23 protein-coding genes and 1 tRNA gene are annotated in these 24,491 nt (G+C 65.5%); 15 read left to right on the plus strand and 9 right to left on the minus strand.

The window, feature by feature from the left end; all coding sequences use genetic code 11:
- Positions 1-49: 49 nt before the first annotated feature.
- Positions 50-126 (plus strand) — tRNA-Met (locus tag KAY22_RS09575).
- Between the two features lie 82 nt (positions 127-208).
- Here KAY22_RS09575 and KAY22_RS09580 read toward each other — a convergent pair.
- The 6 genes from KAY22_RS09580 to KAY22_RS09605 all read right to left on the minus strand — a co-directional run bounded on the left by KAY22_RS09580 (position 209) and on the right by KAY22_RS09605 (position 6,885).
- A complete protein-coding gene (locus tag KAY22_RS09580; RefSeq protein WP_296622653.1) occupies positions 209-1,405 on the minus strand; it encodes an acyl-CoA dehydrogenase family protein in 1,197 nt (398 codons plus the stop codon).
- A gap of 73 nt (positions 1,406-1,478) precedes the next feature.
- Positions 1,479-2,246, minus strand: coding sequence for an enoyl-CoA hydratase-related protein (locus KAY22_RS09585; protein ID WP_296622655.1), 768 nt, complete (start codon positions 2,244-2,246; stop codon positions 1,479-1,481).
- Positions 2,247-3,521, minus strand: coding sequence for an acetyl-CoA hydrolase/transferase C-terminal domain-containing protein (locus KAY22_RS09590; protein WP_296622657.1), 1,275 nt, complete (start codon positions 3,519-3,521; stop codon positions 2,247-2,249). It lies immediately after the preceding gene.
- Position 3,522: 1 nt separating this feature from the next.
- Positions 3,523-4,377 (minus strand): SDR family oxidoreductase, encoded by an 855-nt coding sequence (locus KAY22_RS09595; protein WP_296622659.1) that lies wholly within the window; start codon positions 4,375-4,377, stop codon positions 3,523-3,525.
- Complete coding sequence (locus KAY22_RS09600) at positions 4,374-5,960, minus strand: long-chain fatty acid--CoA ligase (RefSeq protein ID WP_296622662.1); 1,587 nt, start codon at positions 5,958-5,960, stop codon at positions 4,374-4,376. Before KAY22_RS09600 ends, KAY22_RS09595 begins: the two co-directional genes overlap by 4 nt.
- Positions 5,947-6,885, minus strand: a complete 939-nt coding sequence (locus KAY22_RS09605) for a 3-keto-5-aminohexanoate cleavage protein (RefSeq protein WP_296622664.1) — start codon at positions 6,883-6,885, stop codon at positions 5,947-5,949. Before KAY22_RS09605 ends, KAY22_RS09600 begins: the two co-directional genes overlap by 14 nt.
- A gap of 114 nt (positions 6,886-6,999) precedes the next feature.
- Between KAY22_RS09605 and KAY22_RS09610 the strand changes: the two genes are divergently transcribed.
- Genes KAY22_RS09610 through KAY22_RS09645 form a run of 8 tightly spaced genes read left to right on the plus strand, consistent with a single transcriptional unit; the run spans position 7,000 to position 14,287 of the window.
- Positions 7,000-7,608 carry a TetR/AcrR family transcriptional regulator gene (locus tag KAY22_RS09610; protein ID WP_296622667.1) on the plus strand — a complete coding sequence of 203 codons (609 nt, stop codon included), beginning with the start codon at positions 7,000-7,002 and terminating at the stop codon, positions 7,606-7,608.
- A complete protein-coding gene (locus KAY22_RS09615; RefSeq protein ID WP_296622668.1) occupies positions 7,605-9,080 on the plus strand; it encodes a biotin carboxylase N-terminal domain-containing protein in 1,476 nt (491 codons plus the stop codon). Before KAY22_RS09610 ends, KAY22_RS09615 begins: the two co-directional genes overlap by 4 nt.
- 1 nt (position 9,081) lies before the next feature.
- Positions 9,082-9,582, plus strand: a complete 501-nt coding sequence (locus KAY22_RS09620; RefSeq protein WP_296622670.1) for a biotin/lipoyl-containing protein — start codon at positions 9,082-9,084, stop codon at positions 9,580-9,582.
- Position 9,583: 1 nt separating this feature from the next.
- Positions 9,584-11,191, plus strand: a complete 1,608-nt coding sequence (locus KAY22_RS09625; protein ID WP_296622673.1) for a carboxyl transferase domain-containing protein — start codon at positions 9,584-9,586, stop codon at positions 11,189-11,191.
- A gap of 10 nt (positions 11,192-11,201) precedes the next feature.
- Positions 11,202-12,206, plus strand: coding sequence for a hypothetical protein (locus KAY22_RS09630; RefSeq protein ID WP_296622675.1), 1,005 nt, complete (start codon positions 11,202-11,204; stop codon positions 12,204-12,206).
- On the plus strand, positions 12,206-13,219 hold the full coding sequence (locus KAY22_RS09635; protein WP_296622678.1) for a phosphotransferase family protein: 1,014 nt from the start codon (positions 12,206-12,208) through the stop codon (positions 13,217-13,219). Before KAY22_RS09630 ends, KAY22_RS09635 begins: the two co-directional genes overlap by 1 nt.
- Entirely contained in the window at positions 13,212-13,529 is a 318-nt protein-coding gene (locus KAY22_RS09640; protein ID WP_296622681.1) for an aminoglycoside phosphotransferase, read from the plus strand. Before KAY22_RS09635 ends, KAY22_RS09640 begins: the two co-directional genes overlap by 8 nt.
- On the plus strand, positions 13,526-14,287 hold the full coding sequence (locus KAY22_RS09645; protein ID WP_296622683.1) for an enoyl-CoA hydratase-related protein: 762 nt from the start codon (positions 13,526-13,528) through the stop codon (positions 14,285-14,287). Before KAY22_RS09640 ends, KAY22_RS09645 begins: the two co-directional genes overlap by 4 nt.
- Before the next feature lie 4 nt (positions 14,288-14,291).
- On the opposite strand, the gene KAY22_RS09650 is transcribed toward KAY22_RS09645, so the two are convergent.
- Complete coding sequence (locus KAY22_RS09650) at positions 14,292-15,122, minus strand: NAD(P)H-dependent oxidoreductase (RefSeq protein WP_296622685.1); 831 nt, start codon at positions 15,120-15,122, stop codon at positions 14,292-14,294.
- Between the two features lie 250 nt (positions 15,123-15,372).
- Between KAY22_RS09650 and KAY22_RS09655 the strand changes: the two genes are divergently transcribed.
- The 6 genes from KAY22_RS09655 (at position 15,373) to KAY22_RS09680 (ending at position 22,714) form a co-directional block, all read left to right on the plus strand.
- Complete coding sequence (locus KAY22_RS09655; RefSeq protein WP_296622686.1) at positions 15,373-15,639, plus strand: hypothetical protein; 267 nt, start codon at positions 15,373-15,375, stop codon at positions 15,637-15,639.
- Positions 15,640-15,688: 49 nt separating this feature from the next.
- The gene (locus KAY22_RS09660) at positions 15,689-17,725 is read left to right on the plus strand and encodes a hydantoinase/oxoprolinase family protein (RefSeq protein WP_296622688.1); all 2,037 of its coding nucleotides are present in this window, start codon (positions 15,689-15,691) and stop codon (positions 17,723-17,725) included.
- 44 nt (positions 17,726-17,769) lie between these two features.
- Entirely contained in the window at positions 17,770-19,788 is a 2,019-nt protein-coding gene (locus tag KAY22_RS09665; RefSeq protein ID WP_296622691.1) for a hydantoinase B/oxoprolinase family protein, read from the plus strand.
- Positions 19,789-19,887: 99 nt separating this feature from the next.
- A complete protein-coding gene (locus KAY22_RS09670; RefSeq protein WP_296622692.1) occupies positions 19,888-20,931 on the plus strand; it encodes a LysR family transcriptional regulator in 1,044 nt (347 codons plus the stop codon).
- A gap of 58 nt (positions 20,932-20,989) precedes the next feature.
- Positions 20,990-21,781 carry a glucose 1-dehydrogenase gene (locus KAY22_RS09675; RefSeq protein WP_296622694.1) on the plus strand — a complete coding sequence of 264 codons (792 nt, stop codon included), beginning with the start codon at positions 20,990-20,992 and terminating at the stop codon, positions 21,779-21,781.
- Positions 21,782-21,823: 42 nt separating this feature from the next.
- A complete protein-coding gene (locus KAY22_RS09680; RefSeq protein ID WP_296622697.1) occupies positions 21,824-22,714 on the plus strand; it encodes a CoA ester lyase in 891 nt (296 codons plus the stop codon).
- Between the two features lie 31 nt (positions 22,715-22,745).
- Here the strand turns inward: KAY22_RS09680 and KAY22_RS09685 are convergent, their stop codons facing one another.
- Positions 22,746-23,642 (minus strand): HNH endonuclease, encoded by an 897-nt coding sequence (locus tag KAY22_RS09685; RefSeq protein ID WP_296622699.1) that lies wholly within the window; start codon positions 23,640-23,642, stop codon positions 22,746-22,748.
- Positions 23,639-24,491, minus strand: an 853-nt coding sequence (locus tag KAY22_RS09690) for a restriction endonuclease (RefSeq protein ID WP_296622701.1), incomplete at its 5' end; no start/stop codon positions are given. The genes KAY22_RS09690 and KAY22_RS09685, both read right to left, overlap by 4 nt.

Raw genomic sequence — 24,491 nt, forward strand, 5'->3', positions numbered from 1 at the left:
AATGCCCTCAGGCCTCAGGCCATAACCTGAATCCCTGATACCTCATTGGCGCGGGGTGGAGCAGCCCGGTAGCTCGTCAGGCTCATAACCTGAAGGCCGCAGGTTCAAATCCTGCCCCCGCAACCAACGACCCATTCACGATAACGAAAAAGCCCCGAAAGCATCGCTTCCGGGGCTATAGCCATGTCGCCGATCCGCCGGTCGCGTCCTACCGAAGCAGTTCGCCCGCGATGATCACCTTGCGGATCTCGGTCGTGCCTGCGCCGATCTCGAGCAGTTTCGAGGCGCGATAGAGGCGGTTGATCTCGGATTCGCGCATATAACCGGTGCCGCCGAAAATCTGGACGGCGTCGGACACGACGCGGGTGCATTGTTCGGCAGCGTACATGATGGCAGCGGCGGTCAGCTTGTGGATCTCGCCGCGCCCGCCCGCGCCATGGTCCAGCGCATTGGCCTCGGCGAGTGTGCGGTAGCAGAAGGTCTTCATCGTCTCGACGGCGACATACATCTCGGCCAGCTTGCCCTGGACGAGCTGGAAATCGCCGATCAGCCTGTTGAACTGGGTCCGCGTCTTCGCATAGTCGATCGCGAGGTCGAGCGCGCGTTCGGCCATGCCGACGTTGATCATCGCGACGATCGCGCGTTCCAGGTCGAGGCCGCTCATCACGACGCCGACGCCCTTATTCTCGGCGCCGACCAGATTGGCGGCCGGTACGACGCAATCGTCGAACAGCAGCTCCGCCGTGGTCGATCCGCGAAAGCCCATCTTGTCGAGCTTCTGGGCAACCTTGAAGCCGGGGAAATCCTTTTCGACGACGAAAGCCGATATGCCCTTCGCGCCGGCTGCCCGGTCGGTCTTGGCATAGACAAGGATAACATCGGCGACGGGGCCGTTGGTGATGTAGAGCTTGCGCCCATTGAGGACATAGCTCTCGCCTTCGCGGCGCGCGGTGGTCGCCATGGAGCCGAGCGCATCCGATCCGGCTCCTGGCTCGGTAAGACCCAGACATCCGATCATGCTGCCGTCGCACAGGCCCGGCAGATAGCGCGCGCGGATCTCCGGCGACGCGTTGCGGGCGATATTGTTGAGGCACAGATTTTCATGCGCGACATAGCTGAGCGCGATCGAGTGGTTCCACCGCGCCAGGCCTTGGGCAATCAGGCCCGAGGTAAAGAAATCGCTGCCGGCACCGCCCTCTTCCGGCGAGACGGTCACGCCCAGAAAGCCCATCTTGCCGAGCAGCGGCATGACATGGTCGGGCCACCATTCCTCATCGTCCATGCGCGACTGAAGCGGCCCAAGCTCGTCCCGTGCGAAGCCGCTGGCGAGATCGAGGATCTCCTGCTGCTCGGGCGTCAGGCCGAAGCTCGGGTGAGGGGCGTTGGGGAGGGCGGGGGCATTCATGACGATGTGCATCCTTGCTGAAAGGAAGACAGTGAACGATCGAAGAAGGTCGACCGGGTTCGGGCGGCGGCGATCATGCGCCCTTCCAGTCGGGCTTGCGCTTCTCGGCAAAGGCACGGGGCCCTTCCTGCGCATCCTGGCTTCGATAGGCGGTTTCCCACGCATGGCGAGCCGCCCGCAACGCCGCCGTCTTGCCCATCTCGGTCGCCAAATGGACGGTTTCCTTGGCGGCCAGGACCGACAAGGGAGCGTTGGCCACTATGGTGCGGGCAAGCGCCAGCGCTTCCTCGATCAGCCGGTCGGGTTCGGCGAGCCGGTTGACCAGACCCACCTCATAGGCGCGCTGCGCGCTGATCGGGTCGCCCGTCAGCACGATCTCCATGAAGATACGCTGCGGGATCATGTGGATCAACGGCGCGGCCCAGGGCGAGCCGCGGCCGACCTTCGCTTCGGTTATCGCGAAGCGCGCATTGGTCGACGCGACGCACAGGTCGCAGGCCTGCGCGATCAGCCATCCGCCCGCATAGGCGACGCCATTGACGGCGGCGATAGTCGGCTTGGTCACGGTCAGATTGTCGCCCGGCACGGGAAACATCGAGGGCGGCGGAACCACCAGCTTGAGTTCGGCCATTTCCTTGAGGTCGCCACCGGCGCAAAACGCCTTGTCGCCGGTCGCGGTCAGGATCGCGACCTTCAACGCCGGGTCGCGCTCGAAGCGTTCCCAGCCCGCGAACAGCCCCTCGCGCACTTCGCGGCCCAGCGCGTTGCGCGCCTCGGGCCGATCGATGGTGAGGATCGCGATGCCGGGTTCGGGCACGTCGAAGCGAACGGCGTCGGTCATTCAATATCCTCGCGTCAGAAGGCCATGCGCATCGCGTTCGAGGCCTTCCCGGAAATCGGGATGCGCGATCGCGATCAGGCGCCGCGCGCGTTCGGCGAGCGAGGCGCCCTTCAGCTCGGCGGCGCCATGTTCGGTGACGATGATGTCGGCTTCGCTCCGTGCGGTGGTGACCGGCCCCGACAAGGCCATGACGATCCGGCTCGCGGCACCGCCCTGCGCGGTCGACGGCAAGGCGATGATCGACCGGCCGCCGCGCGACCGGCTCGCGCCGCGCACATAATCGACCTGCCCGCCGGTGCCGCCCATATAGGCGCCGCCGATCGCCTCGGCGTTGATCTGCCCGGTCAGGTCGACCTCGATCGCGGAGTTGATCGAGACGAGCTTGGGGAGCGCGCTCAATATCGCATCGCCATGCGTGATCTCGGATCCGCAGAGCCGGACGGCCGGATTCTCATGGACGAAATCATAGAGCCGGGGGCTGCCGATGAACGCGCCGGTGATCGATATCCCCCGGTCGACCGTCTTGGTGGCGTTGGTAACCGCGCCGGCCTCGACAAGATCGACGAAGGCGTCGCCGATCATCCCGGTGTGGATGCCCAGATCCCGGCGATCGATGAGGAGTTGCGCGATAACGTCTGGCACGGCGCCGATCCCGAACTGCAGGATCGAGCCATCCTCGATATAGCCGGCGCACAGGGCGGCCGTCGCGCGATCGGCCTCGCCGATGCGGGCCGGCGGCACGCTGACCAGCGGTCGGTCGCTGGGCACGACATAGTCGATCTCGGACGCATGGAGCATGTGGTCGCACGGCACATTGGGCACCTGGACGTTGACTTCGGCGATGACGACCCGCGCCTCCGCCACCGCCTTGCGGACATAGTCGTTGATGACGCCATAGCTGTGCCAACCCTTGGCGTCGGCCGGGCTGACCTGGACCAAAGCGACGTCGCAGCCGATCAGGCCCTGGCTGATCATGGCGCCGATCTGGCCGACATGGCAGGGTATGATGTCGAGCACGCCGGCCTTCGCCAGGCCGCGCAACGAGCCGAGCGCGCCCATGCTCGAAAAGCGGATATGGTCGGCATGGTCGGGCTTCAGCATGTTCGAGAAGCTCGACCCCACAAAGGCGGACAGAGGACCGAGCGCGGCGCGCTGGTCGAGCAATGCCTCGATCAGCGTCAGCGGCTCGCCGCAGGCCTGCCCCCAGACGATCGCATCGCCGGGCTTGATGATGCCGCCGAAATCCAGCGCGCCGGGTTCGATCGTGCGGCTCATGCTATTGCTCGTCGATCTTGAAATAATCGGGTTTCGCGATCGTCCACTGGTCGCCCCAGATCTGGTTGCCGCCGTCGACATGGACGACTTCGCCGGTCATGAAGGCCCCGCCCTGGCCGCCGACCATACAGACCGCATCGGCGATCTCCTCGGCCTGTCCGAAGCGCTTCATGACGTTGGTCTGGATCATCGCCTTGACCGCCGCCGGATCATAGGCGTTCATCCCGCTCGTCGAGATCAGCCCCGGCGCCACGCAATTGACCCGGATGTTCAGCGGCGCCCATTCGATCGCGACGGTCTTCGACAAAGCGATCACGCCCGCCCGCGCCGCCGCCGTATGCGCGACACCGGGCATGCCGCGCCCGGCGACCGCTACGACATTGACGATCGATCCCGGCCTGCCCGCAGCGCGCCACTGGAGGGCGGCTGCCTGCATCATGTGCCATGTACCCATCAGGTTGGTGTCGATGACGGCGTTGAAGCCCTTGGGCGCAATGTCGATGGCCGGGCTGGGAAATTGCCCGCCCGCATTGTTCACCAGCAGATCCAGATCGCCGAAGCGCTTCTCGATCGCTGCGAAGAGCTGCGCGACGGCTTCGGGGTCGCGGATGTTGACCGGATGCACCAGAAGCTCCGCCTCATATCGCGCGAGCGACGCGGCGGCTTCCTCAAGCTTGTCCTGCTTGCGGCCACACAGGACAACGCGGCCGCCGAGGCGCGCAACCCAATGCGCGATCGCACGGCCGAGTCCTGAGCCCGCGCCCGACACGACCACCGTCTGTCCGTCGAAATAGCCGTCGCGGAGAGCCGGCGTTGCCGCCGCGAGCTGGTCGTCGGTTCTTCCGTAGGCCGTCATATCTTGCGGTCCCGCCCTTCCCAGTAAGGGCGCCGCAATTCGCGCTTCAATATCTTGTTCGCGGGCGTCAGCGGGAAATCCCCCTCCCAGAAAGTGATGCTGCGCGGCACCTTGTAGCGTGCGATCAGGCTGCGACAGTGCTCGATCAGCCCCTCTTCGGTCGCCTCGACCTCGTCGTGCAGGCGGACGATAGCGTGGACCGCTTCGCCCCATTTCTCGCTGGGGATGCCGATGACGGCGCATTGCCGGACGGCGGGGTGCAGCGCGAGGGCATTTTCGACCTCCTGCGAATAGACATTCTCCCCGCCCGAGATGATCATGTCCTTCACGCGATCGACGACATAGACGAAGCCTTCCTCGTCCATGCGCCCGCCGTCGCCGGTGTGCATCCAGCCGCCGCGCAGCGCCGCTGCCGTCTCCTCCGGGCGACGCCAATAGCCCAGCATCATATTCTCGCCCCGGACGGCGATCTCGCCGACCTCGCCGCGCGGAACTTCGTTGTCCTCCTCGTCGACGATCCGGATCTGGACACCGACGGCGGCGCGGCCCGCTGCGCGATAGACGCCCCGCCTCCTATAGTCGCCGCGCAGGGCATAATCCGGCAGGATCGCGCACATCGGCGACAGCTCGGTCATGCCATAGGCCTGGATGAACCGCGCACCCGGAAAGGCCTTCACGGCGCGGTCGAGCAGGGTCTCGGTGATGGGCGACGCGCCATAAAGGAGCGTGGTGAAGCTCGATGTGTCGGTCTTGGCGAAGTCCGGATGCTCGATCAGCATCTGGATCACGGCGGGCACCAGCAGGCTTTCGGTCGCCCGGTGCGTCTCGATCAGGCGCAGCGCCTCAGCCGGCTCGAACTGCGGCATGACTATCGCGGTGCCGCCGCTGCCCATCAGGGACAGGCTGGGCCAGGTGCCGGCGGCGTGGAACATCGGGCCGTTGAGCAGATAACGGGCGCTCTCGCCGAAAAGGCCTTCGGCCCAGCACATCATCGCGTCGCTGATGACGTTGCGATGGCTCAGCATCGCCGCCTTGGAGCGGCCGGTCGTACCGCCGGTATAGCCGAGCTGGTAGAGATCGTCGCCGCCCCGCCCCGCATCCTCGCCGGGTGCATGCTCGGCGATCAGCGCTTCATAATGGGGCAGGCCATATTCGCTGTCCCCGATCGCGATCATCCGGAGCGACGGCCGTCCGGCGTGGAGCTGGCGCGCGGTGTCGAACATGCGGTCGTCGACGAACAACAGGGCGGGTTCGCAATCCTCTATCCCGTCGGCCAGCTCGGCGACCGACCAGCGCCAGTTCAGCGGCACCACGACCCCGCCCGCGCGCGGGATCGCCGCGAGCAGTTCGAAATAGCGATCGTTGGTCAGGGCGAGGACGGCGATGCGGTCGCCATTCTGCACCCCCATGGCCCGTATCGCCGAAGCCATGCGCGCGACGCGATCCGACAGTTCGCCCCAGTTGCGGTGCCGATCGCCGTTGATGGTTGCGGGATGGCGCGGGCGGACCTGCGCGGTCCGCGCCAGCATCGCGCTGATGCCGATCGACGGGCGTGGCGGGAGGCCGTGGTCAAAATCCGACATGATCGCCCCCCTTCAGCGCGAGCATCTCGCGCGCCTCGGCCGCCGTCGCGACCTCCAGCCCCAGCCCTTCGAGGATCTGACGGACCTTGATGACCTGGCTGGCGTTCGATTCCGCCAGCTTGCCCGGGCCGATCCAGAGATTGTCTTCCAGCCCCACCCGTACATTGCCGCCCATCGCCGCCGCCATCGCCGCGATCGGCATCTGCGACCGTCCGGCGCCCAGCACCGACCAGCGATACTGATCGCCGAACAGCCGGTCGGCGGTGCGCTTCATGTGCATCACGTCGTCGGCATGACTGCCGATGCCGCCGAGCAGGCCGAAGCAGGTCTGGATGAACAGCGGCGCCTTTACGAGGCCGCGCTTCCAGAAATGGTGGAGATTATAGAGGTGGCTGGTGTCGTAACATTCGAACTCATAGCGCGCGCCGGTCTGGTTGATGGCGCGCAGCGCATATTCGATATCCTTGAAGCTGTTGCGGAACACCAGGTCGCGCGAGTTTTCGAGCATCTCCCGCTCCCAGTCATGTTCGAAGCGGTCGAACCGGTCGAGCATCGGGAAGAGGCCGAAGTTCATCGAACCCATGTTGAGCGACGCGATCTCCGGCGCCCAGCGCACGGCCGGCGCGATGCGCTCCTCGATCGGCATGAAGGGGGAGCCGCCGGTCGTCAGGTTCACCACCACGTCGCAGCGTTGCTTGATGACCCGCAGAAAGGGCTCGAACGCCTCCGGGCTCTGATCCGGTCGCCCGTCGCGCTCGTTGCGGGCATGAAGGTGGACGATGGAGGCGCCGGCTTCGGCTGCGCCGATCGCAGCCTCGGCGATCTCCTCCGCCGTCACCGGAAGATGGGGCGACATCGAGGGCGTGTGGATCGAACCCGTGACGGCGCATGTGACGATCACCTTGCGCGCCTGAGAGCCTGGCACTGCTTCTCTCCCCACTACCGATATCGTTTCCGGTTGACGCAAAGATGAACGACATTCATTATAGTGTCAACGCGCTTCACGAGAATGGCGCAGGCCCGGGGGAGAGTGCCGCACATGCCCAGAATCGCTGCGGAGAAGATGGAAGCGAGGCGCGAGTCGATCGTGCTCGCCGCGCGCTCCGTGTTCGTGGCGAAGGGCTATATCGCCGCCACCGTGACCGACATCGCCCAGGCGGCGGGCATCTCCGACGGGCTGCTCTACCGCTATTTCGGCGGCAAGCGCGAACTGCTGATGGAGGTGCTGGAACTCTTCTACACCGAGATCATCACGGGTACCGAGCGGGCGATCGGCGAGGAGCCGACCTTCCAGCGCAAGCTCGAGGTGCTGGTGCGCCGACATTTGCAGGCCTTCGCCGACGACCCCGATCTGTGTCGGCTGTTCATCAGCGAGGTCCGGACGCTCGACGACTATGTCGGCTCGACGACGCAGGAACTGAACCGCCGCTACACGCATATCCTGACCAACCTCATCATCTGGGGACAGGAGCGCGGCTTCATCGCCCCCGACACCGACCCGCGGCTCGCCCGCGACTTCCTGTTCGGTGGGATCGAGCATCTGGCCTGGCGGGAGATCGCCAATGGCAGGGCGATCGACGTCGCCCACCGCACCAACCAGGTCGTCCGGTTGCTGATGGCAGGTCTCAAGGGGGGAGAATTCGCATGACGGCGCGGCCCTTCACGTCGGTGCTGGTCGCCAATCGCGGCGAGATCGCCGTGCGCATTCTCCGGACCGTGCAGGCGCTGGGGATGGAGGGGCTGGTGGTCTATCATGCGGCCGATGCGGGCTCACCGGCGGTGCGGATGGCCGACCGGGCGATCGAGATCGACGGCAGCACGCCGGTGGCAGCCTATCTCGACGCGGCCCAGATCGTCGCCAAGGCCAGCGCGGCGGGGGCGCAGGCCATCCACCCCGGCTATGGTTTCCTCTCGGAGAATGCCGAATTCGCCAGAGCGGTCGCGGCAGCTGGCATGGTCTTCGTCGGCCCGACGCCCGATGCGATCGAACTGATGGGCGACAAGGTGCGGGCGCGCAACTTCGTCGAGGCGCGGGGCTTTCCGGTGGCGCCCTCGGCGATCGAGGACGATGATCCCGACAGCTTCGTCGAGCGGGCAAGAGCGGTCGGGGCACCGCTGCTGATCAAGCCGTCGGCCGGCGGCGGCGGCAAGGGCATGCGGATCGTGCGCGATCTTGCCCTGCTCGACGAGGAAATCGAGCGGGCGCGCTCGGAAGGGAAGCGCTATTTCGGCGACGGTCGGCTCTACGCCGAACGCTATGTCGAGCGTCCCCGGCACATAGAGGTCCAGGTTCTGGGCGACGCCCATGGCAATGTCGTCCACCTGTTCGAGCGCGAATGCTCGATCCAGCGGCGCTTCCAGAAGGTGGTCGAGGAAAGCCCTTCACCCGGACTGACGCCGGCAGAGCGCGCGCGGATCTGCGAGGTCGCCGCCGGGATCGCGCGGGCGGCCGACTATCGCAATGCCGGAACGGTCGAGTTCATCTACGGCGCCGGGGAGTTCTACTTCCTCGAAATGAACACCCGGCTTCAGGTCGAGCATCCGGTGACCGAGGAGGTGACGGGCATCGACCTCGTCGCCGAACAGCTGCGCATCGCGATGGGCGCGCCGCTCGGCTACGCGCAGGACGACGTCCATGTGAGCGGTCACGCGATCGAACTTCGCCTGTACGCCGAAGACCCGGCGCGCGACTTCTCGCCCACGACCGGCCCAATCCTCGCTTACCGGCCGCCCGAGGTCATTCGTGTCGATTCCGGCATCGCCGAGGGGGGCGTGGTGACCGCCAATTTCGATCCGATGCTCGCCAAGGTTATTGTGCATGGCGACAGCCGCGCGCACGCGATCGAGCGGGCGAAACAGGCACTGGCCGATTTCGTCCTGCTCGGCTGCAAGACCAATGCGGGCTTCCTGCAGCGACTGCTGGCCGATCCCGATTTTGCGGCGGGCGACATGCACACCGGCTCGATCGCCGAGAAGCCCTGGCTCGCGCAGGAGCCCGAACTCGACGAGCAGCGGCTGGTCGAATTGCTGGGCGCGGCATCACTGCTGCTCGTCCCGGTGCGCACGGCGGCCGACGCGGTTCCGCTTCAGCATGCGACGATGGGGGCCTGGCGGAACTGACATGCAGCACCATGTTTCGGTCAACGACATTCCCTATCGCCTGTGGCTCGGCCGCTCGGCGGACGGCTATGTTCTGCACGTCGGAGACGCGGTCGCGCCCGTCGCGCTGCGGCAGGATGGCGGGGGGCAGATCATCCTCGAAGCCAACGGGCGGCAGGTGTCGATGGTCGTCGCGGTCGATGGCGACGTCATCCATATCCATCTCGGCGGCGAAGCCTATCGTCTCGTCTACACCGATGCCGTCACCTTCCATGCTGCGGAAGCCGGCGGGGCGGCCGGCGACGTCGTTCGCGCGCCGATGCCCGGCGTGGTCATTGCCAGTCCGGTGGCGGTGGGCGATGAGGTCGCGGCCGGCGACACGCTGATCGTCATCGAGAGCATGAAGCTGGAAACGGCGATAAAATCGCCCCGTGCCGGTGTGGTCGAGAGCGTGTCCTTCGCGCTCGGGCAAACATTCGATCGCGATGCCATCCTGGTCAAGCTGGTGTCGGAGGGAGAATAAAGTGGCGCGAATCCAGTCCACGATCGACACGTCTTCCGAGACGTTTCGCGCCAATAGCGCGCATAACAAGGGTTTGGCCGAAGAGCTGCGCCAGCGCCAGCATGCGGTGCGCCGCGAGCGGCCGCAGCGGGACATCGACCGGCTCGCGCGGCAGAACAAGATGTTCCCGCGCGACCGTCTCGAGGCGCTGCTCGACCCCGGCACGCCTTTTCTCGAATTCTCCACGCTGGCGGCCAACATGGCCTATGACGGCGAAGCGCCCGGTGCCGCCCAGATCTCCGGCATCGGCATCGTCGCGGGCCAGGAAGTCGTCATCCACGCCGACGATTCCTCGATCAAGGGCGGCGCCTGGTATCCGCTGTCGGTCAAGAAGATCGTCCGCGCGCTCGACATCGCGATCGAGAACCGCCTGCCGATGATCCACCTCTGCGACAGCGCCGGGGGCTATCTCCAGCTGCAGCGCGAACTGTTCGCCGACCGCTATTATGCGGGCCGCATCTTCCGCAACCAGTCGATCCTGTCGAAGATGGGCGTGCCGCAGCTGGCGGTCGTGCTGGGTCATTGTACCGCAGGTGGCGCCTATATCCCGGCGCTCAGCGACTATAGCGTCATCGTCCGTGGCACGGGCGCGATCTTCCTGGGCGGTCCGCCGCTGGTGAAGGCCGCGACCGGCGAGATCGTCACCGTCGAGGAGTTGGGTGGCGCCGACATGCACACCACCGTCTCGGGCACCGCCGATTATCCGGCGGCGAGCGAAGCCCATGCGCTGGCGATCGCGCGGGAGATCGTCGGCAGCTGGACGCCGGCGGCAAAGACCGAGATCGACCGGATCGCCCCCGAAGAGCCGCATTATGATCCGAGCGAACTCTACGGCATATTGCCGCGCGACAGCCGCACCGCCTTCGACATGCGCGAGCTGATCGCTCGGATCGTCGATGGCAGCCGCTTTCACGAATATCAGCCGGCCTATGGCACGACATTGATCTGCGGCTACGCCTGGATCTGGGGCTACAAGGTCGGGATCCTCGCCAACAACGGCGTGCTGTTCAACGACAGCTCGCTCAAGGGTGCGCATTTCATCCAGCTGTGCGACAAGAACCGGACGCCGCTGCTGTTCCTTCAGAACATCACCGGCTTCATGGTCGGCAAGGAGTATGAGCGGCGCGGCATTTCGAAGGATGGCGCGAAGCTGATCATGGCGGTCTCGGGCGCCAGCGTTCCCAAGTTCACGATCAACTGCAACGGAGCCTTCGGCGCCGGCGTCTATGGCATGTCGGGCCGGGCCTTCGACCCGCGCTTCCTGTTCAGCTGGCCCGGCAGCGGTACATCCGTGATGGGAGCGGAACAGGCCGCCAATGTCCTGTCGGAGATAAAGATCCGCCAGCTGGAACGCGAGGGGCAGACATTGTCCGAAGAGGAGGTCGCCGCGATCCGCGACCCGGTGCTGGAAGACTATAAGCGCGAGCAGAGCGCCTATTATGCGACGTCGGAGCTTTGGGACGACGGCATTCTTGATCCGGTCGACACCCGCAATGCGCTCGGCATGTGCATTTCGGCCTCGCTCAATGCCCCGATCGACCCGCCCCATTATGGCGTCTTCAGGCTTTAAGGAGCGGCTTATGTCCGAGGATTTTCGACTGCTGCCGAGCGACGAGTTCGCCCATGAGCCGGACGCCGCCACCAACTATAATGAAAGCATCTACACCAACGCCTTCGACCGCAAGACCGGTGTGGGCGGATGGATGCGCGTCGGCAATCGCGTCAACGAGGGCTATGCCGAAAAATCGGTCGTGCTCTATCTGCCCGACGGCCGGATCGCCTGCGCCTTCGGTCGGCCGAGCATCTCGACCAATGCGGTGTTCGACGCGGACGGCCTGAAGGTCGATATCGTCGAGCCCTTCCGCCATTTGCGGCACAGCTATGTCGGCGAGATCATGGTGCTGCGCGATCGCAACATGCTTCGTGACCCATCGACCCTGTTCGAGAAGGCCGATCGGGTGCAAGCCGACATCGTCTGGGATCACAAGTCCTCCTGGCCGCTCCATGGCGGCGAACCGACCCGCGATGACGTCCGCACCATGTACGGACGCGATTTCTCGCGCGGCCATTTCAACCAGCACAGCGTCGTGACCGGCCATGTCGCGATCGGCGACGAGCGCTGGGAGATGGATGGCTTTGGCTGGCGCGACCATAGCTGGGGGCCGCGCTACTGGCAGAACCTGTTCATCCACCGGCTGTTCATGGCGACCTGGCCAAGCGGCAAGGGGGCGAGCCTGCTCAAGATCTTCTCGCCCGATGGCATCGGCCGATCGGAAGGCGCGCTGCTGATCGACGGCGAATATCACGACGTCATGGACCTGTCGGTCGTCACCGACTGGGACGACAACAAGGAGCCGACCAGGATCGGCATCGCGGTGCGGACGGCAACCCGCTCCGAACGCATAGATGTCGAGATCATCACCGCGGCACCGCTGCGCAACCGTCGCAAAGACGGCGACGTCACCCTGATGTCGCGCATCGTCGAGGCCAATGCCCGCTACCGCTGGGATGGCGAGGAGTGCTGGGGGATGGTCGAATATATCGAGCGGGTCGACGATGGCCGGCTGGTCGGCTGGCCGATCTGATGAACGCCCAAGCGACCGAGCCTGTTGCGGACCATGCCGACCTGATCGCGGCGGTGCGGCGCAGGCTCGGCAGTGGCGTCGCGGTCGAGAATTTCGCTGTCCCCACGCTGGGCGGGATAAACCGGACGATCCTGTTCGACGTGGTCGATCGGGGCCATGTCCGGCGTTATGTGTCGCGACAGGAAACCTATGTCGATCCCGACAGCCCCTTCCTGTCGACCGGCGATCAGTTCCGGGCGATGCGGATCGCCTTCGACCACGGGCTTCCGGTGCCCGAGCCGATCTTCGAATATGACGCGGCGGACGACATGGGCAACGGCTTCGTCACCGCCTTCGCAGCGGGCGAGACCATGCCCAAGCGCATCCAGAACGGATCCGCGTTCGACGCGGTACGGCCGAGGCTCGTAGGAGAGGCCGCCGACATACTGGCGCGGATTCATGCCCTGCCGCTGGCCAGCTTCGACTTTCTGCGCCAGCGGCCTGACAGTCTCGACACGTTATCCGCGCATCGCGATCTGTACGATGGCTATCGCCAGCCCCGTCCCGCGATCGAGGCCGGCTTTCGATGGCTGGAGCGTCATCGCCCGCCTGCCGCCGACCGCGCTTTCCTGCATGGCGACTTCCGCCTCGGCAATCTGATGGTCGACGCAGCGCAGGGCATATCGGGGGTACTCGACTGGGAGTGCGCGCATCTCGGCTCGCCAGCGGAAGATCTGGGCTGGTTCTGCACGCGCTCCTGGCGCTTCGCAGGCCCCGGTCGTCCCGCCGCAGGACTGGCGTCGCGGCAGGATCTGCTCGATGCCTATCAGGCTGCGGGCGGCCGGTGCTATGATGCCGACGAAATCCGCTACTGGGAAATCTTCGGCCTCGTGCGCTTCGCGGTGCTCAACATGATGCAGAATCACGGCCATGTTTCGGGGCAGCGGCGCGGTCTCGTCTATGCGGCCTGCGGGCGGAACACCGCCTTGGTGGAATATGATCTGCTTATGACCCTGGCGGGCCACTATGACTGACGCATTGCGGCCCCAATCGCCGGACATCGGCGACATCCTGCGAACGGTGCAGGCTTTCCTCAAGGACTGCGAGCCGCAGCTGACGCCCGAGGATCGCTACAAGGCGCAGGTCGCCTCCTATCTGCTCGGAATCTGCGAGCGCGAGATCGCGCATGGCCCCGCGCGCCGGGACGGGGCGGCAGAGCTATGTGGCGATATTCGCGCGGGTCGCCGCGACGGCGACTGGGATGCGCTGCTCGATCAATTGCTGGACGAGGCGCGTGCGGCCGTGCGGGTGACCAAGCCCGGCCATATGGGAGAGACGGCATGAGCGGCGTTCACCTGAACCTCGACCAAGGGATCGCCCGGATCCGCTTCGAGGATGTAGTAGGCCGCAATGCCGTTACCCTCGACTTCTGCCGCGCCTTCGCACGCGTCACGCGGCAGGCCGTCACCGATCCGGACGTGAAAGCGATCCTGCTTTCCGCGAAGGGCCGCTTCTTCTCGGTCGGCGGCGATCTCGCCGACATGCTGGCCCATGTCGACACGGTGCGCGATCATGTCCAGGAGATGACCGACCTGTTCCACGTCGGCATCCGCCATCTGCATCATGCACCGGTCCCGGTCGTGGTTGCGCTGCATGGCATGGCGGCGGGCGGAGGCATGAGCATCGCGCTGGCCGGCGACCTGATCGTCGCGGGGAAGTCGGGCAAGTTCAACAGCGGCTATACGCGCTCGGGCCTCACCCCCGATGGCGGGCTCAGCTGGCTGCTGCCCCGTCTGGTGGGGCAGGTCCAGGCGTTCCGCATCATGGCGCTCAACCCGACGATCGGATCGGAGGAGGCGCTGCGGCTTGGCCTGGTCAGCAAGGTGGTCGAGGATGCGGATCTCGACGAGGAGATCGAGGCGATGCTCGCGGTCCTCCGTGCCATGCCCACCGGCGTGCTGGGAACGCTCAAGCGATTGATGCACGAAGGGGCGGGACGGAGCTTCGAGGCGCAGCTCGACATCGAGGGCGAGATGATCGCTCGGCGCGCCGAAAATCCGGAGACGCTGGCGATCCTGCGGTCCTTCCTGTCGGGCGGCTGATCGCCTAGTTTCCGTCTGACTGGCCGATATGCGCGGCGAATCCCGTGCCGGCCCTTATGTCGGGACGCAGGACCTGCCGCTCGTCATAGTCACCGCCATTCTCGCTGCGATAGCCTATCGGGGGCGTGTCGAAGATCGACAGCAGCCGCTGGACATAATCGTCGGCCAGATCGTCGGCCGCCTGCTCCGTCAGGCGCGTCGACTGGAAGGCGACCCAGGGGGCGACGACCTCCAGCCCGACATAATGCAGGATGCCGTGGTTGATCGGGAACAGCAGATCGTCGATCGGCCCATGGATGCCCCGCGCGCCGAATTGCGCTTCTCGGCCGCCGGTCGTCACCGCCAGCATCGCACGCCGGCCCGCAAGCAGCCCCTCGCCATAGCGCAGCCACTGGCCGGTGCCGTCCTTGGGAACGCCGATCGCGAAGCCGGTGGCGAACACCCGATCGACCCAGCCCTTCAGGATCGCGGGCATCGAGAACCACCAGAGCGGGAATTGCAGGATGATCGCGTCGGCGGCGAGCAGCCGGGCCTGTTCGGTCGCGATATCCTCTCTTTGCTTGCCTTCGGCCTGCGCCACGCCGGACTCGCGATGATAGATCAGCCGCTCGTCGGTTAAATCGCGCGACGGGAAGTCCTCCCCATCTGCGGTCGCCTTGAAGCGCGTCGCATAAAGGTCTGACTGGGTGACGACATGCCCCTGCTCCTGCAGACCGGCGATCGCGCGATCCCTGAGGAAGCCGTTCAGCGACCTGGGCTCGGGATGGGCAAAGACGATATGATAGCGCTTCGGCATCGGTGGCTCTGCCGGGGCGGGGGTGGCGGTCGTCGACATGATCGGAGCCCCAATGCTGCTCCGCGCCGGATTGCAGGCGCGATGACGCCACTCTGCCTCGCATGGTGAGCCACGACCAGAGCCGACATGCGATCACGCGGATCGATCACGAGGCTGCGCACAAGTCTCATCTTTGCAAGATTTGCAAAGGTCATGTTCCGAGTTTCGACTTCTCGAACGACGGGTGACGCCGCATAGTTCGGATGCGCCGGGCAAGGCGTCGCCACCAAGGCGGGAGAGGAATCGCGCGATGAAGCGGGATGATTATGCGGAGTTCCTGCGTCCGGACGCCGGCAAGCGGCCCGTCAGCCGGGCCTATCTGGAAGAGCTGGGCGTCGATCTCGAAGCCGATTTCCCGGGATCCACGCCCGAGGATTTTCTGGAATATCCCGTGCTGGGCGAAGGCGGCTGGTTCATCGTCGTCAAACATCAGCGCACCCTCGCGACGGTGAGCAGGAAGCCCTGGCGCCTGCTGGGCCCGATCACCTTGCTGTCCGATGGCCTGGACTTCGACTGACGACAGGAGGTGAGCCCGCAAAGGGCCGCTGCTCCGGGGGAGGATGCATATGTTGATCGGTGTTGATGTTGGCGGCACGTTCACGGACGTCGTGGCGATCAGGGACGGCGACATCCGGACCGTGAAGGTCTCGACCGACGTCCGCAACACGGAGCTGGGGGTACTGGCCGGCGCCCGAGAAATGGGCGTCGAGAACGCGGACATCTTCAGCCATGCGAGCACGCACGGGCTGAATGCGATCATCACCCGCCGGCTGCCCAAGATCGGCTTTCTGGCGACCGAAGGGCATCGCGACATATTGGACGCCGGGCGCACCTGGCGGCCGACGGCGGACCTGACCAACCCGCACTGGCGCCGTCCGTTCGGCGACGCCGCCAAGCCGCTGGTGCCGCGCTATCTGCGACGCGGGATCACCGAGCGCATCACCGCCGACGGATCGGTGCTGATCCCACTCGACGAGGCGCAGGCGCGCGAACAGCTGGCGGTGCTGCGCAAGTGCGAGGTGACGGCGGTCGCGATCTGCCTGCTCAACTCCTATGTGAATCCGCAGCACGAACTGCGGCTGAAGGAAATCGTCCGCGAAGAGCTGGGCGACATCCCCTGTTCGGTGTCGAGCCAGGTCTCCCCGCTGGCCAAGGAATATGCGCGGGCGTCGACCACCGTGATCGACGTCTTCATGCAGCTGATCTACGGCGATTATACCGTCCGCCTCGACGACGGTCTGCGCGCCCTGGGCTTCAAGGGCGAACTCAATTACGCGAACTGTGCGGCCCAGCTGGTCGCCGCCGACGTCGCGATGCAGCGCCCGTTCGAGATCGTCTTCGCAGGCCCGGCCGCAGGCACCATCGCCAGCGCACATTTCGGAAAGCTCATTGGCGCCAGCAACCTGCTATGCGCGGACATCGGCGGCACGTCGTGCGACATCAGCCTGGTCAGCGATTTCCGGCCCTATGTGAACACCACCTTCGAGCTCGAACATGACCTGATCGTCAACGCACTGTCGGTCGAGGTGTCGAGCATCGGCGCAGGCGGCGGCAGCCTCGTCACGATCAGCCCGGCGGGCGAACTGCTGGTCGGTCCGGGCAGCGCGGGCGCCGATCCGGGGCCGGCCTGCTATGGCAAGGGCGGCCGGCAGCCGGCGGCGACGGACACCTGCCTGCTGATGGGGATCATCGATCCCGACAAGTTCGCGGGCGGACGGATGCGGCTCGACAAATCGCTGTCGCTCAAGGCGTTCGAGGCGCTCGACACAACCCTGTCGCTGAACGATCGCATTCGCTACGCCTTCTATGTCGGCATCAACAACATCGCCGAGGGGCTGACCAACGTCGCCATCCAGCACGGCATCGACCCGCGCGACTACAGCATCGTGGCTTTCGGTGCGGCCGGGCCGATGCTGCTCCCGGCGGTGCTCGACCGGGTCAACGCCGCCGAGGTGATCGTGCCGCCGCACCCCGGCCTGTTCTCGGCGCTGGGTCTGGTCAGTTCGGAGCAGACCTACAGCGACAGCCGCAGCGCCTATACCGTGCTGACGCCCGAAGCGGCCGAGGAGATCGAGCGGGTCTATGCCGAGATGGAGGCGCAGATGCGCGAGCGCTTCAAGGACCGCCATCCCGATCCCGTCTTCGTCCGCGCCTTCGACGGCCGCCTGCTGGGACAGAGCTGGGAAACCCCGTTCATTCCCATTCCGCCGGGCGCGATCACCGCCGAGACGATCGATACGATGATCTCCAATTTCCACGACACCTATGAGATGCGCTCGGGCAACCGCTTCCCCGGCCTGCCCGTGCAGGGCGTGACCTATCGGATCGAGACGCTCGTCCCCACCGCCAAGGTCGACTATCCGAAGCTGCCGAAGCGCGAGAGCGGGCAGCCGACCCCCAGTCGCACGGTCGAGCTTCACTATCTCGATAGTCAGCCGATCCCGGCCCACGAATATCAGCGCGCGGACCTGCGCTTCGGAGACGAGATCATGGGGCCGGCGATCATACGCGAGGAATCGTCGACGACCTTCATGCTGCCGGGGCAGCGGATGCGCGTCGGCGAATATGGCGAACTGCACATCAGCAGGATCGAGAGAGACTGAGCGAAGACCGACCATCCGCAGGGCTTGCATCGAAGGACAACAGCATGGCTTCTCCTCTCACGGAAACCCTCGCGACGCACAGCGATCTGAACGAACCGTCGGTGCAGGCACCCGCCGCGCTGTCCTTCGACGATCTGCCGCTGCGCGCGCTGACCGACGAGCAGTTCCTGGCGCGCTACAAGACCGACCGCTTCACCGCGTCGATCCTCGCCAGCCGCATGCGCTATGTCGTCAAGCATATGAGCACGGTGCTGCTCACCACCGCCTTCTCGATGATCCTGCGCGACTGGTATGATTTCGCCGCGACCATCTCCGGTCCGCGCGACATGAACTATCCGATGAGCACGGGGTCGGACAGCCTGTCGATCTTCATGTTCACCATGCCCGAGGGGATCCGCAACACGATCGAGGAATTCGGCCCCGAAAATCTCCGCGCCGGCGACGTCATCATCGCCAACGACCCCTATCGCACGGGGCTTCACGTCAACGACGTCAGCTTCATCCGTCCGGTCTTCTATCGCGGCAAGGCGGTGGCGTTCGTGACGATCCGCGCTCACCAGCTCGACATGGGCGGCGTCGTCGCGGGCGGGTTCAGCGGCAACAAGAAGAATGTCTACGAGAACGGCCTCGTGATCTCGCCGACGCTGCTCTACCGCGACGACAAGCCGGTGCGGTCGGCGTTCAACTTCATCTTCGACAATGCGCGCTATGGCGAGCTGCTGCTGCCCGACATCCGCTCGCTCTATCAGAGCCTGCTGCTCGGCGAACGGCTGCTGCTCGAAAGCATCGAACGCTATGGCATCGACGCCTATCTCGGTGCGATCCGCTACAGCTGCGACGTCTCGGCGGACTCGATGCGCGAGGCGATCCGGACCAAGATCCCCGACGGGGTCTATGAGGCGGAGGACGGCATCGATGCGGACGGCGTCGACGATAGCCGCGACTATCGGCTGAAGCTCAAGCTCACCAAATATGGCGACAATATCGAGCTGGACTTCACCGGTACCTCGCCCCAGGCCCGCGCCAGCATCAATTGCGGCCCGCTCGACGTGAAGGCGGCGGCGGGCGTTGCGCTGAAGATGCTGATCGAACAGCAGAGCCCGCTCTCGTCTGGCTGCTTCCGCAACATCGACGTCGTCATCCCGCCCGGTACATTCTGCAGCGCGACGCCCCCCGGCGGGCCGATCTTCATGTATTGGGAAGCCTCGATCACGGTCCTGCTCGCCATCTACAAGGCGCTCGCACCGGTGCTGGGCGAGGATGCGATCGGCGGGGATTACGGCTCGCTGATGCTCCACAATGGCAGCGGGCTGACCAAGTCCGGGCAGCCCTGGCTGACGGTCGGCAATTGCGGCGGCGAACATGGCCCCTGGGGCGGGACCAAGGCCGGCGACGGCGACAGCTACACCGTCTTCCACGTCAGCAACAATCTCGACCCGGCGACCGAAGCAGTCGAGTCCGACGTGCCGGTGGTCGTGATGCGCAAGGAATATGTCGCCGACACCGCCGGCCCCGGCGAAAATCGCGGCGGTGCGGCGGTCCGGCGCGATACGCTGTGGCTGGCCGATGGCGAGCATCTGTCGATCGCGCTGCACGCGAAGGAGCCGAGCGGCATCGGCGTCTATGGCGGCCGCCCCGGCACGACCCAGGCCTGCTGGCTGTTCCCCGGCGAAGAGGAGGGAGGCGCCGATCTCGGCCCGCTTCTGCCGGCCGACGACTCCATCCTCGCCCAGTCGGTGCCGGTGGTCGGGCTGCTCGATCCGGAAACCAAGCGCGTCGATCCGAACGGGCACTATTATTACTACGCCTCGCGCAAATCCTGGTCGGTCAAGGCCGGCGGGGCGTTCCGTTTCCAGACCGGTGGGGGCGGCGGCTGGGGCAATCCGCTGGCGCGCGATCCGGAGCGGGTGAAATGCGACGTTCGCGACGAATATGTCACGATCGAGGGGGCCTATCGCGATTATGGCGTGGTGATCGAGGGTGACCCCATCCATGCGCCGGAGCAACTGACCGTCAATGTCGAGGCGACGGCGCGGCGACGCCGGGAAATGGCCGCCGCCTGAGCCGGTGCCGAGACCTGTGGAGGCTGTCGAACGCGGGCCTTCGGCGTCGGCCCGGACATGCTATAGAACTGCGGCAGGCGAACCGCCGCGGGAGAGAGCATGGACACGCTAGAGGGAATGCGAACCTTCGTCCGCGCGGTTCAGCTGGGCAGCCTGTCTGCGGCCGGACGCGAGGTAGGCCTGTCGCCGGGCTCGGTGTCGCGTAAGATCAGCCAGCTCGAACATGCGTTCAGGGCGCGCCTGCTCAACCGGACCAGCCGAAAGCTCGCGCTGACGACCGCCGGGCGGCTCTATTTCGACCAGGCCTGCAAGATATTGAACCAGATCGACGCGCTTTCGCAGTCGATGGCCGAGCAGCAATCGGCGCCGCGCGGCCTGCTGACGGTCCACACCCGCGCCAGCATCGCCGAGAAATTCCTGTCCAACGCGCTGCCCAATTTCCTGCTTGCCTATCCCGACATCACGCTGCGCCTCACCCTGTCCGAGGACGATCTCGACCTGTTCGCGAACAAGATCGACCTGAGCATCCGCGTTGGTACGCCCGAGGACCAGAATCTGACGATGCGCCGCCTGTCGCAGGGGCTCGAGCGCATCCTCTACGCAAGCCCGCTCTACCTTGCGAGTCATCCGGAGATCCGCGCGCCCGAGGATCTGTTGCAGCATAATTGCCTGTCCTTTCCGCAGCCGGGCCTGGGCGAGAAGGGCGAGGCGGTCTGGCACTGTCGATCGCCTGCCGGGGCAAAGGAGGTAAGGGTGTCGGGCAATCTGCAGGTCAACGACGCCGCTATCCTGCACAATGCGGTGGTCATGGGCGTGGGGATCGGCCTGCTTCCCGCATGGCTCGTCGCCGACGATCTGAGCTTCGGCCGGGTCAAGCGCGTTCTGCCCCACTATGAGTTCGCGCCCAACCTGCTCGACCATGGCCTCTATGCCGTGTTCCCGACGACCGAACTGATGCTGCCCAAGGTGCGGGTGTTCCTCGATTTCCTGATCGCCACCTTTCGCACCTTCGAGCCCGAAATCGGGCGCATGGCGGTGGACGCCAAGCGCCACTCGGCCGACAGCGGGCGTCATCCTCCGGATGCGCTGCGCTGGGTCCGGCCGAGCATCGAGAACCGCCGGATCAGCCAGCGGTCGGGCTGAGGATGGCCGAAAGCCGACCCGAGACATGTAACGCAGATAGATACAGTGGAGAGAGGAAATGACGGATATGACAGGCACCAGCACCATGCGGCGCTTCGCCGGACAGTCGGTGCTGGTGACGGGCGGCGGTGCCGGCATCGGGCGCGCGGTCGCGTTGGAGTTCGCGAAGGAAGGCGCCAGTCTGATCGTCGCCGACGTCGATGAGGCGGCGGGCGCCGAATGCGTCGATCTCATCCGGCAGGCGGGTGCGCAGGGCCAGTTCATCCGGGCGGACGTTGCCAGCCCCGACGACGTCTCGGCGCTGTTCGCCACGATCGCGCAGAGCGGCACGCCGCTCGACATCGCGATCAACAATGCGGGGATTGAGGGCCATGTGGCGCTGGTCGAGGATCAGCCCGACGCCAATTTCGACCGCGTCTTCGCCGTCAACGTGCAGGGCACCTTCCAGTGCATGCGCGAGGAAGTGAAGCTGATGAAGCCGCGCGGATCGGGCGTGATCATCAACTTCGCCTCGATCGCGGCGCATGTCGGCTTTGCCGGGCTGTCGGTCTACACCGCGTCCAAGGCGGCGGTGCTGGCGATGACCAAGTCGGTCGCGCTCGAACTCGCGCAGAGCGGAGTGCGCGTCGCCTCGGTCAGTCCCGGTCTGGTGCAGACGGCGATGCTCGAACGCTTCTTCGGGGCCGATGCCAATGCCAGGCAGCAGATGACCGCCAGCCTTCCGCTCGGTCGGCCCTGCGATGCCTATGAGGTCGCGCGCGGGGTGCTGTTCCTGGCGTCGGACGATGCCAGCCTCGTGGTCGGGCAGACGCTGAACCTCGACGGCGGCTGGGCCTATGTGAAATCCTGACCGGGCAGGGTATCGCGTCGAAAAGGGATTGAAGGGGAGATCATGACGTCATCGTTCGAAGCGGCGCGGCGCGCCCGGTCCTGGCTGTTCGCCCCCGGCGACAGCGAGAAGAAGATGGACAAGGCGCGGGCGTCCGAGGCCGACATCGTCATCATCGACCTCGAGGATGCGGTCGCCGAGGGCGAGAAGCCGGCGGCCCGCCTGCTGGTGCGCGCCTTTCTCGAAGCGCATCCCGCCGAACGTCATCGCCTGTGGGTCCGCATCAACCCGATCCAGACGCCCCATGCGCTGCTCGATCTGGCCGCGATCATGCCGGGCCGGCCGGGCGGGCTGATGCTGCCCAAGCCGCGCGGCCGCGCCGATGTCGAACGGCTCGACCATTATCTGACGGCGTTTGAAGCGAGCAATGGCGACATGGAGCGCCAGACCGCCGTGATCATCGTCGCGACCGAGACCCCCGAGGGGCTGCTCGCGACCGGCAGCTATGCCGACATGCCCCGCCTCGCCGCGATGACCTGGGGCGCGGAGGACATCGCGACCGCGCTCGGCGCGACCACCAACCGCGAGGCCGACGGCCGCTATGGCTTCACCTATGAACTGGCGCGGACCTTCTGCCTCACCGGCGCCGCCATCGCCGGGGTGCCGGCGGTCGAGACGATCCACGGCGACTTCCGCGACGAAGCCGGCCTCGCGGCGCTGGCCGCCAAGGTGCGGCAGGACGGCTTCCGCAGCATGCTCGCCATCCACCCCGCGCAGATCCCCGTCATCAACGCCGCCTTCACCCCCACGGCCGAGGAATGCGCAGCCGCGCAGGAGGTCGTCGACCTGTTCGCGGCGAACCCGACCCTCGGGACGATCGGCCACAAGGGCGCGATGCTCGACCGCCCGCATCTGGTGCGGGCCCAGGCGGTGCTGGCGCGCGCACGGGGCTGAGCGCAGCACGGGGGGGCATCGGCGCCGCCGATCAGTGCTTGAAGCAATGCTTGCGGTGCCAGGCAAGGAAGGCGGGATGCGGACGTTCCAGCGGACGCTGCGGAGGGATTGCAAAGCCGGTCTTGTTGATCAGAGATCGGATGCTGTCGGGGTCATTCGCTTGCCGGCTGACGAGGATTTCGAGATCGTCGGACAGGCCGATCAGGCCGCGATCGAACATCCAGTGCACCGTTCCCGAAAGTGCGATGCCGTTGGTGACAATGTCGGGCCCGCCACGATCGACAGGACGGATATGCGCGGCCTCGACCTCGGCCCGGCCTCCGCCATTGATGAGTTTCAGTCCGGTCACCGCGCATCGCGAGTCATAGGCCGCGACCACGCGGCGGCGGAACAGCCGATCTCGAACAAGACGCGACCCCAAATTAGCCAAACGGTCTCGTTCGATTTCGAACGCGAATGGCGCGCGTTCGTCCAGCAGGATGGCGTCGGGCGTATCGCCAATCCTGGGCAGGAAACTCGCATCTTCTGCAAGACCGACGTCGATAATGCGGTTGAAGTCGTCAGTCGATAGGGGCCGGACCGCCGCCTGCGCTCGCCCCGAAACCTTGCCATGGTCGTTAAGAACGCCTCTTTCGACGAGCCCCAACGGCCCGTTGAACGGGACGGGATTGGCGAAGTCGAGATAGGTGCCGGGTTCAATCAGGGCGACATACATGTTTGTCGCAGTCGGGTCGGGCACCACATGAGCAACCCTCGCCACGGCAAAATAGCCGCGCGTGTCCCGGATCTTGCGGGGCTCATAGTAGATTATCCAGTCGCCAATGCAGGCACTGACCCGACCAAGATATTGCTTGGGAAACTGATAGCGCTCAGCCGGGCTGTCATCATAGATCGAGTCCGTCCGATGAACGAAAATGCCTTTCGTCATTCGCTGAAGAAGTCCTCGTCGATCCGTTTGACCTCGATCGATCTGTAGCGCCGGACGCCAACGTCGAACTCGATCATCAGATCGCACAGTCGCTCGCCATCGATCAGGATGATCCGCTGCTGCAATCCGCGAGCATAGTCCTGCGCCTGCTTGCTGAAAGACGAGGTCGTGACGAACACCCCCTTGCTAGCACCGAGCCCGACGAGGCTGCCCACGAACCCCTGTATCTCCGGCCGTCCAACGCCCGAACCGGGGGCATAGCGCTTCGCCTGAACATAAATGCGATCAAGGCCGAGCCGGTCTTCGTCGATAATCCCATCGATGCCGCCGTCGCCCGATTTGCCCAGGCGACGAGCGGCGTCTTCGTGGGAGCCGCCATAGCCCATCGCGACCAGCAACTCGACGATCAGCCGTTCGAAGAAGGCCGGAGACTGCTCGATAATCCGCGCGAGAAGCTCAGCCTTCAGTGCCGATGTCAGGAGCCCGCTGGCGGCGTCGATCTGTTCTTCCGGCGTTGCTTCCGAAGCGGTTGCTTCTGTCACTGCTGCAACCTGATCGGTTGGCTGTGATCTTCCCGTCTGGTCGTAAAATGCGCTGAAAGCGGGGTAGGCCTTCAGCCGTTCAACGTCGATCCTAGTAGGCTTCTGTGCAAGCAAGGCTCTTCCCGCTTCGGTGGCGGTAAACAGACCGCGCTGCGGGCTGGTAACAAGCCCGGCCTTGGTCATATAAAATTTCGCCCAGTGAATCCGGTTATGCAGGACGCGCTGCCGACCGCTGGGAAGCATTTCCTCCCGCTCCTCATCGGACAGGCGCAGTTGGTCAGCGACCTTCTCAGCCACCGCCGGTACG

This window comes from Rhizorhabdus sp., assembly GCF_018006725.1.
Lineage (GTDB): Bacteria > Pseudomonadota > Alphaproteobacteria > Sphingomonadales > Sphingomonadaceae > Rhizorhabdus.

What these genes read in the sequence shown, in the direction of transcription:
- KAY22_RS09580 (WP_296622653.1), bottom strand. Translation starts at nt 1,405, where the DNA reads ATGAATGCCCCCGCCCTCCCCAACGCCCCTCACCCGAGCTTCGGCCTG.
- KAY22_RS09585 (WP_296622655.1), bottom strand. Translation starts at nt 2,246, where the DNA reads ATGACCGACGCCGTTCGCTTCGACGTGCCCGAACCCGGCATCGCGATC.
- KAY22_RS09590 (WP_296622657.1), bottom strand. Translation starts at nt 3,521, where the DNA reads ATGAGCCGCACGATCGAACCCGGCGCGCTGGATTTCGGCGGCATCATC.
- KAY22_RS09595 (WP_296622659.1), bottom strand. Translation starts at nt 4,377, where the DNA reads ATGACGGCCTACGGAAGAACCGACGACCAGCTCGCGGCGGCAACGCCG.
- KAY22_RS09600 (WP_296622662.1), bottom strand. Translation starts at nt 5,960, where the DNA reads ATGTCGGATTTTGACCACGGCCTCCCGCCACGCCCGTCGATCGGCATC.
- KAY22_RS09610 (WP_296622667.1), top strand. Translation starts at nt 7,000, where the DNA reads ATGCCCAGAATCGCTGCGGAGAAGATGGAAGCGAGGCGCGAGTCGATC.
- KAY22_RS09615 (WP_296622668.1), top strand. Translation starts at nt 7,605, where the DNA reads ATGACGGCGCGGCCCTTCACGTCGGTGCTGGTCGCCAATCGCGGCGAG.
- KAY22_RS09620 (WP_296622670.1), top strand. Translation starts at nt 9,082, where the DNA reads ATGCAGCACCATGTTTCGGTCAACGACATTCCCTATCGCCTGTGGCTC.
- KAY22_RS09630 (WP_296622675.1), top strand. Translation starts at nt 11,202, where the DNA reads ATGTCCGAGGATTTTCGACTGCTGCCGAGCGACGAGTTCGCCCATGAG.
- KAY22_RS09635 (WP_296622678.1), top strand. Translation starts at nt 12,206, where the DNA reads ATGAACGCCCAAGCGACCGAGCCTGTTGCGGACCATGCCGACCTGATC.
- KAY22_RS09640 (WP_296622681.1), top strand. Translation starts at nt 13,212, where the DNA reads ATGACTGACGCATTGCGGCCCCAATCGCCGGACATCGGCGACATCCTG.
- KAY22_RS09645 (WP_296622683.1), top strand. Translation starts at nt 13,526, where the DNA reads ATGAGCGGCGTTCACCTGAACCTCGACCAAGGGATCGCCCGGATCCGC.
- KAY22_RS09650 (WP_296622685.1), bottom strand. Translation starts at nt 15,122, where the DNA reads ATGTCGACGACCGCCACCCCCGCCCCGGCAGAGCCACCGATGCCGAAG.
- KAY22_RS09655 (WP_296622686.1), top strand. Translation starts at nt 15,373, where the DNA reads ATGAAGCGGGATGATTATGCGGAGTTCCTGCGTCCGGACGCCGGCAAG.
- KAY22_RS09660 (WP_296622688.1), top strand. Translation starts at nt 15,689, where the DNA reads ATGTTGATCGGTGTTGATGTTGGCGGCACGTTCACGGACGTCGTGGCG.
- KAY22_RS09665 (WP_296622691.1), top strand. Translation starts at nt 17,770, where the DNA reads ATGGCTTCTCCTCTCACGGAAACCCTCGCGACGCACAGCGATCTGAAC.
- KAY22_RS09670 (WP_296622692.1), top strand. Translation starts at nt 19,888, where the DNA reads ATGGACACGCTAGAGGGAATGCGAACCTTCGTCCGCGCGGTTCAGCTG.
- KAY22_RS09675 (WP_296622694.1), top strand. Translation starts at nt 20,990, where the DNA reads ATGACGGATATGACAGGCACCAGCACCATGCGGCGCTTCGCCGGACAG.
- KAY22_RS09680 (WP_296622697.1), top strand. Translation starts at nt 21,824, where the DNA reads ATGACGTCATCGTTCGAAGCGGCGCGGCGCGCCCGGTCCTGGCTGTTC.
- KAY22_RS09685 (WP_296622699.1), bottom strand. Translation starts at nt 23,642, where the DNA reads ATGACGAAAGGCATTTTCGTTCATCGGACGGACTCGATCTATGATGAC.